This window comes from Streptomyces sp. MB09-01 (assembly GCF_033794505.1).
Lineage (GTDB): Bacteria > Actinomycetota > Actinomycetes > Streptomycetales > Streptomycetaceae > Streptomyces.
Genome location: NZ_JARAYQ010000342.1, coordinates 1 through 7033, shown reverse-complemented (window position 1 = coordinate 7033; position 7033 = coordinate 1). Strand labels below are relative to the sequence as shown.

General features: G+C 72.5%; 8 protein-coding genes. 5 read left to right on the top strand and 3 right to left on the bottom strand.

Features of this window, described 5'->3' with window-relative positions:
* The first annotated feature begins 138 nt into the window (after positions 1–138).
* Together PV721_RS39135 and PV721_RS39130 are read left to right on the top strand one after the other, a co-directional pair.
* Complete coding sequence (locus tag PV721_RS39135) at positions 139–840, top strand: hypothetical protein (protein ID WP_319732989.1); 702 nt, start codon at positions 139–141, stop codon at positions 838–840.
* A gap of 12 nt (positions 841–852) precedes the next feature.
* The gene (locus PV721_RS39130) at positions 853–1584 is read left to right on the top strand and encodes a hypothetical protein (protein ID WP_030714860.1); all 732 of its coding nucleotides are present in this window, start codon (positions 853–855) and stop codon (positions 1582–1584) included.
* Between the two features lie 397 nt (positions 1585–1981).
* On the opposite strand, the gene PV721_RS39125 is transcribed toward PV721_RS39130, so the two are convergent.
* The 3 genes from PV721_RS39125 to PV721_RS39115 form a co-directional block, all read right to left on the bottom strand.
* On the bottom strand, positions 1982–2707 hold the full coding sequence (locus PV721_RS39125; protein WP_319732987.1) for a zf-HC2 domain-containing protein: 726 nt from the start codon (positions 2705–2707) through the stop codon (positions 1982–1984).
* Positions 2704–3315 (bottom strand): sigma-70 family RNA polymerase sigma factor, encoded by a 612-nt coding sequence (locus PV721_RS39120; protein WP_319732985.1) that lies wholly within the window; start codon positions 3313–3315, stop codon positions 2704–2706. Before PV721_RS39120 ends, PV721_RS39125 begins: the two co-directional genes overlap by 4 nt.
* A gap of 83 nt (positions 3316–3398) precedes the next feature.
* Complete coding sequence (locus PV721_RS39115; RefSeq protein ID WP_319732983.1) at positions 3399–4397, bottom strand: DUF1996 domain-containing protein; 999 nt, start codon at positions 4395–4397, stop codon at positions 3399–3401.
* A gap of 180 nt (positions 4398–4577) precedes the next feature.
* On the opposite strand from PV721_RS39115, the gene PV721_RS39110 reads away from it, so the two are divergent.
* The 3 genes from PV721_RS39110 to PV721_RS39105 all read left to right on the top strand — a co-directional run bounded on the left by PV721_RS39110 (position 4578) and on the right by PV721_RS39105 (position 7003).
* The gene (locus tag PV721_RS39110) at positions 4578–5327 is read left to right on the top strand and encodes a DUF1838 family protein (protein ID WP_319732982.1); all 750 of its coding nucleotides are present in this window, start codon (positions 4578–4580) and stop codon (positions 5325–5327) included.
* Entirely contained in the window at positions 5267–5494 is a 228-nt protein-coding gene (locus PV721_RS44195) for a twin-arginine translocation signal domain-containing protein (protein WP_416371275.1), read from the top strand. Before PV721_RS39110 ends, PV721_RS44195 begins: the two co-directional genes overlap by 61 nt.
* Before the next feature lie 777 nt (positions 5495–6271).
* The gene (locus tag PV721_RS39105) at positions 6272–7003 is read left to right on the top strand and encodes an NAD(P)/FAD-dependent oxidoreductase (RefSeq protein ID WP_319732980.1); all 732 of its coding nucleotides are present in this window, start codon (positions 6272–6274) and stop codon (positions 7001–7003) included.
* The last annotated feature ends 30 nt before the right edge of the window (positions 7004–7033 follow it).

Below are 7033 nucleotides of genomic sequence, written 5' to 3'. Positions count from 1 at the left end.
AGCACCTCCGTCTTTACACACACTAAGTCGCCGTCATTGTGTCGCAGTTCACACGTCAGTGTATTCCATATTTCTTGTTTTTTTTTTTAAAGGAGAAAAGGGAATACGAGATTTTGGCCTTTTTCTGGGGTCCGGGAAGTGGTTAAAGGACAGGGCGTCGACCCCCACCCGCGGGTCCGGCTCCAGGTCTCCGCCCGCCCCGAACTGAGCGAGTCCGAGCGCGCCGCCGTCGACTACACCGTGGACGCCGAGGACCGGCTGCCCACCCTCGACTGGGTGTGGGAGCGCCGTGAGGACGCCGCGTTCCTGCGGCGGTGCGCCCGGTCCTCGCACACCTGGCTGCGCCGCAGCGCCGCGGTCTGCCCAGGCCTGCCGGCCGACTCCGTCGAACTGCTCGCGCGGGACGAGGACTTCGCCGTACGGCTGCTGCTCGCCGAGTTCCACCCGGAACCGCCGCCCGAGCTGCTCCTCGACCTCTACCTGAACGGCACCCACCGCGCCGTGGGCATGCTGGTCACCCGGCCGGGCTTCCCCGCGGCCGGGCTCGCCGCGCGCTTCGGCGACTCCCCGGACCCGAGGGGCCGGCGTCTTGCCCTGCGCGACCCCGGTCTGGAGCCGGAGCTCCTGGACCGGCTCAGCCGGGACCCGGAGACGTGCGCGGCGGCCGGCCGGGACCCGCGGCTCCCCGTGGCCCGGATCCGCGAACTGCTCGCCGGTCCCGACCGGGACGCGGCGGCGGCCGCCGCGGCCAACCCGGCGCTCCCCGCAGAGGACATGCGCCGTCTGCTCGACCGGGCCGGGGTGCCGGAAATCCCGGTGAATGATCGGACAACCGGCTGATAGGTTGATCGCGTGCCGAAGCTGAATCAGATCATCGCAGTGGAAAAGGGCGTCAAGTCCAAGTCCCTCCAGGAGCTCACGCAGGCTCACCACGACGTCCAGAAGCCCGCCCTGCTGGCCGGCATCTCCCGGACCTACCAGCCCAAGGATGAGGAGGGCGAGCAACTGCCGCCCGAGTCCACGCGGGTGCAGGTCAAGGCGGAGGACGTGCTGCGGGCCACCGCGGGGACCCTGACGCGGCTGTTCGACGTGACGGCCACCAAGGACTGGGCGAACCGCACCGCCGCGGCCGACGTCGTCGTGGACGGAACGGTCCTGCTGGCGCAGGTGCCCGTGCCGTACCTGCTCTTCCTCGAGAAGCAGCTGACGGACATGCACACCTTCGTTCGGAAGCTGCCGGTGCTGGACGCCTCCGAGTCCTGGAACCTCGACCCGTCGACGGACTCCTGGAAGACGGACCCGGTGCGCACGATCCGCACCAAGAAGGTGCCGCGCAACCACGTCAAGGCCGAGGCCACCGAGAAGCACCCGGCGCAGGTCGAGGTCTACTACGAGGACGTCCCGGTCGGCTACTGGACGACCGTGAAGTTCTCCGGAGCACTGCCCGCCCGCCGGGTCAACGAGCTGCTCGACCGCGTGGAGAAGCTCCAGCAGGCCGTCAAGTTCGCCCGCGAGGAGGCCAACAGCGCCGAGGTCACCGACCAGCGGGTCGGGGACGCGGTGTTCGGCTACCTGTTCGGGTAGCCCCGAAATCTCCCCCTGTACGTCTGCAGGGGGTGCGCGAGAGCGCAAGCTGAAACTGATGTTGAAGCTGAAACAGGGGTGTCAGTTGGGGGTTCGAATCCCTCCCCCGGCATTGCGTGCCGGGGTGGCCCAAGCTGGTAGAGGCGGCCCCGTCAATCTCAGATTCTCGCTCCAGTCTCAGTATTCGCCGCCGAACACCGGATCGACCGAGCGTGGACGATCATCGATGGATGGGGGTTCAAGTCCCCTCTGCGCCTCTCTCGTGGCGCGGTAGTTCAAAGGCAGAACACGTCGATCTCAGAATGATCCGCGACTCTTAAACGTGCCGGTGTGCGCAATTGGGTGGCACGCAGGAGCCCGGGAGCTGGATATGCTCCCGGGCTCCGTCACACCCCGGTCAGGCCGGTACGGACACGAAGGTCCGGCCCGCCTCGTTCTCCACGAGGACCGCCTTGACGTTCGCCGGATCCACCGCGGCCGAACCGTCGAGCGACGCGCCCTTGCCCTCGCCCTTGTCCTGGCCGCCCACGACCCAGCCGCCCGCGGTCGTGCGCGTACCGTCCTTGGCGACCACGACCAGCCGGCACCGCTCGCCCTGCGGCACTCCCGTGACCGCCGCGTGCAACCGCACCCACTTCGTCGCCGGCGTCATCCGTACGGTCATCCGCACGCCCGTGGCCGGATCGGTCGCGGACAGCAGCTTGGTCCCGGCGGGCGGCGGTGACGGATCCGCCGAGGCCGTCGGGGACGGCGGCACGGGCAGGGCCACGGAATCGGGATCGCCGGCGCCCAGTTGGGTACCCGCCCAGAACACGGCGGCCAGCGAAGCCGCCACGGCCAGTCCCGCGAGCCCCGCGCGCCGGCGCTCGGTACCGGCCCGCTCGCCGCGCATCTGCCGCAGGGTGCGCTGGAGCAGCAGGTCCCCGCCCTGTGGCGGCCCGTCGAGGAACGCCTCCTCGGGCACCTCGCCCAGTGCCGCTTCCATCTCGCGCAACGCGGCCACCTCCTCCCGGCAGTGCACGCAGCCGCTCATGTGTTCCTCGATCCGGCGGACTTCCTCGTCGTCCAGGACGCCGAGCACGTACGGGCCGAGCAGTTGCTCCTCGTGCCGCTGCCGGTTCATGCCACCACCTCACGCAGTCCGGCCGGCCGCTGGGGCGGCCCGCCCGGTCGTTTGCCATCTCTGAAGCCGCTGTCCCTGGAACGCTGGTCCCTGAAGACGTCGCGCAGGGCCTTGAGCGCGTAGTGCGAACGCGACTTGACCGTCCCCGCCGGGATGCCGAGGGCGTCTGCCGCCTCCGCCACGCTGAGCTGCCGGTAGTACAACTCCTTGAGCACGTCACGGTGTTCCGGCGACAGCTGGTCGAGGGCCCCCAGGACCGTCATGCTGTCCACCACCGCGTCGGCGTGGTCCGCCTCGACCGGGGGAGTGGCCGAGGCCCCGGAGACCTCCGGCGGCCGTGCGGCCTTGGCCCGGTAGCGGTCGGTGATGATGTTGCGGGCCACGGTGAGCAGCCAGCCGCGCACCGAACCCTTCCCGTTGACCAGGACTTCGGAATGGCGCCAGGCGCGGATGAGCGTCTCCTGGACGACATCCTCGGCGGCGGCCCGGTCCCCGGTCAGCCGGGTGGCGTACGCGAGCAGGGCGTGACCGTGCTCCTCGTACACCGACTTGATCAGTGCCTCATCGGTCGAGCCCCGCCGAGTGCGGGGCCACAGTGGTCCGGCCATCTCACCCTCTCCGTCTTCCTCGCTCAGGTGGTGCGGTCGGAACACGCCGCCGGGGCCCGTCCGGTTCACGTGACCTGCGTCACTCAGGTCCGGCAGGCGCGGCCCTCGTTGAGGCAGTCGACGACCGCAGCCATCTGCCGGTCCGTCATCGCGTTGACGAACATCGCGTGGTCCGTCTTCGGACTGTGCCGCTGCTCGGGGAAGGAGTCGAGCGCCACGGGCACCCCCGCGGGCACGTCGTAGGCGAGGGAGACGCGCAGTTCGGGCACGGGGAAGAAGTCCGTGGGGCAGACGCCGTTCGTGCCGGGGAAGCGCAGGTGCGAGCGGTGGCCGGCGCCGGCGGTGTCGATGCCGTTCCAGCAGCTCGGGAAGACCAGGGTGCGGGTGACCCGTTCGTCCCCGGGGCAGCGCGGGTAGCGGGTGGTGGACCGGTCCGGGGATCCGGAACACCCCCAGCGGGCCCGTACGTCGTCGTCGTCGGCCGCCGTGTACGCGACGGCGTCGCCCGTGATCCCGCGCAGGAAGCGCGGCATGGCCACCACCTTGCTCACCGGGCTGCCGCGGAACTCCACCAGGACCGAGGCCTCCGGCAGGATCCCGCCCGTGTTCCCGTGCCCCGCCGAGTGCTCGTGGGAGCGCGTGCCCGGCCGGTCGAGGCGCCGCAGGACGGGCCAGTAGTACGTCGACCGGTCGCCGCCCCTACAGCTCGTGGCGGCCGCGTCCAGGGACGCGTCGGTCGACATCGCGTCCGTGGACAGGTTCCCCACGTACGCGTGCGTGTGGTGGGCGCCGGCCCGCAGGCCGGGCGAGACCACCAGGTTGTCCTCGTTGTAGTGGCCCTGCTCGTTGCGGCCGCAGTCCACCACCACCGATCCGGTGGACGCGTCGGCACCCGGGGTCGGAGCGACCGCCGGGACGCGCGGAACGTCGCGTATGTCCACGTAGTCGGAAGGCGCCGGACGCCCGGCCGCGGTCCCCCCGTGCGGACCGGCCGCTCGCGAGGCACCCAGCACCGCAGCGGTCAGTCCGCCCCCCAGGACCAGGCAGATGACGAGTGTGAGCAGTCGGCGTTCTTTCCCCATGGCGGTCACGGTCGCCGGTGGCGCGACCGTCGTCAACCTGGCATCCGCATGGCGGTCGCCGCCCGGCCGCCGCCCCCGGACCCACCCCTCCCCACCAGCCACTCAAACCCCTTGGAGGGGGCTCCGGTTGTCCGTGCGGGCGCTTGCCCGGCCGTGCCGCGACCGAGCAGAGTGGGGCGCATGACATCAGCCGCGACACCCGCCGAGCTCCTGCAAGCATTCGCCCGCACCCGCGCCTCGCTCGACGGCGGCGAGGTCACCTTCTGGTGGACCGGTGATGTCCACTCCTGGGCCCCGGGCGAGCCCTACCGGCGCCTGTTCGGCTTCGAAGGGCTCAATGTCGCCCGACTCGTCGCGGACGAGGAGACCGGCGGCTACCAGCTGCTCTCCAGGGAGGCCGCGTTCTACCTGGACCCCCGGACCCGGGAGATCGCGGAGACCTGGGAGGGCAAGCCGGTGGTCCACGTCTGGAACGACCCGGCCAACCAGAAGTGGCGGCCGTTCCCGGTGCCCCTGACCGAACTGGGCGACCAGGTCTGCTTCAGCCTGGAGATCCCGCTCGCCTACCCCTCGCCCCTGCCGGTCGAGGAGTACCCGGCCCAGTCGGCCGACGACACCTACCGGGCGCTGGAGCTCTTCCAGTTCTTCGCGCCCGCCACGGTGCTGGCCACCGACGAGGCGAGCGTCCCCTCGACGATGTCCTGGACCCGGATGTCACCGTGGCTGCCCTGGATGGAGCAGGGCGCGCGCCCCGGCGGCCTCACCTTCCACTGCCGGGGCCGCAAACTCGACGCGTACGCGCAGGTCCCCGAGCGCACCCGCGCGTACATCGCGGACCACCACCCCGAATTCGCCCACGCCCCGGAGAAGTGGAGCGAACCGAACGAGACCAGCTGGACCTACTTCCGCAAGCTCTTCCCGCCCAGCTAGGCCGGCCGGACGGCCCGTTCGGCGGCAACCCCGCGTCGTTCGCGCACCCGCCGGGTGCCAGCCGCCAGAATCAGCGATCGGTGGGCGTGGAGCTGTCCCGGCGCGATCTCATGAAGGGGGCCGCCGCCGGCGGGCTCCTGCTCGGGTTTCCCGGGCTCACCGTGTAGTACGAGGCCACGGCCGCGCCGCCGTCGGCACCCCTGGCCGAAGCGGTCGAGGCCGCCTGCGCCCGCCTCGCCGACCAGGGCTGGCGGACGCTCCTGCGCACCGTGACCCGCGGCGTCCGGGACATCGGCGCCAGACCTGGCCGCCGAGCTGGCCAGGCCGGTCCCCGCCCTCGACCGGTCCGTACCCGGCTTCGGGGACTTCGCACCGACGCTGCCCGCGCGCGGCATCGAGCCCGGGAACCCGGCGCGGAGCCTGCTGTACCACGCCTTCGCCTCGGCGGCCGTCCTCAGGACGGCCGTGGCCGCACCCTCGGCGCCTTCCCCGCGCTCGCCGAGATCGAGGCCGTCGAGAACTACGTCTACGGAGTCCGACCGCCCACCCTCGAGGGGCTCAGGGACATCGCCGGGGACAACCCCTCGGCGTCGTCGTGTTCGCCCTCGACTACCGCGACGCCACCGGCTCCGTCCACGGGCGCCATCTCTTCCTGCGGGAGCAGGGCCATCCGACCGAGTGGATCCGGCAAGGACCTCGACGCCTTCCCCTTCACCATCCGGGGCGACGAGATCGCCGCGCTGCTGCCCCCGCAGCAGGCCCACGGCGGCCCGCCCGGGGGAGGCCCTGCACCCGGGCGCCGAGACCCTGCTGGCCCGGCTGCTGCCCGGCGGGTTCGCCGACGCGGTCGGGGCCCGGCACGAAGGGATCACGGTCGGGTGGGGCACGGAGCCCCGGTTCGAGCCGTTCGGGCGGGACGCGGCGGCCCCTGGCGCGGCTTCCAGGTGGACCGCCGGCGACTGGACGCGCTGCTGCTCGACCGGGCCAGGCAAGCGGGGGCGGAGGTCCGCCTCGGCTGCCGGGTCGGAGAACCGGTGGTCGAGGGCGGCGCGGTGACCGGAGTCCGGCTGGGCGGGTCCGCCGCCCCGCTGCGCACCCGTACGGTCATCGACGCGACGGGCCGGGCCCGCTGGCTGAGCCGCGCCCTCGGCCTGACCGCCCCGCCGCGCTCGCCGCGGCTGCTGATCCGGTACGGCTACGCGGCCGGGTCCTGCCCGCAGCGGGACGCGGCCCCCGCGATCACCGCCGAGCGCACCGGCTGGACGTGGACCGCGCGGGTGGGCCGGGGCAGGTACCAGTGGATGCGGCTGGACTTCGTGCCGGAGCAGGGCAGGCCGCGCGGCGGGCCGCCGGAGGAGCTCGCGGGCCTCGTGCCCGAGGGCGCGGCACGGTCGGCGGACGTCAGCTGGCGCCTGTGCCCGAGGGCCGCCGGTCCGGGCTGGTTCGTGGCCGGGGACGCCGGAGCCCTCCTGGACCCCGCGTCGTCGCACGGCGTGCTGCGGGCCCTGCTGTCTGGCTGGACGGCGGGCTCGCTGACCGCCGGGATCGCGGGCGGGGCCCTGGAGGGGGCCGAGGCCGCCGGAATGTACGGGAGCTGGCTGCGGGAGGGAGTCGAGCGCGACATGGCCGAACTGTCGGCGCGCTACGCCCAGCTCGGCGCCCACGGGTTCGGCTGACGGGCCGGTCCCCGCGCCGCCCCGGTCCCC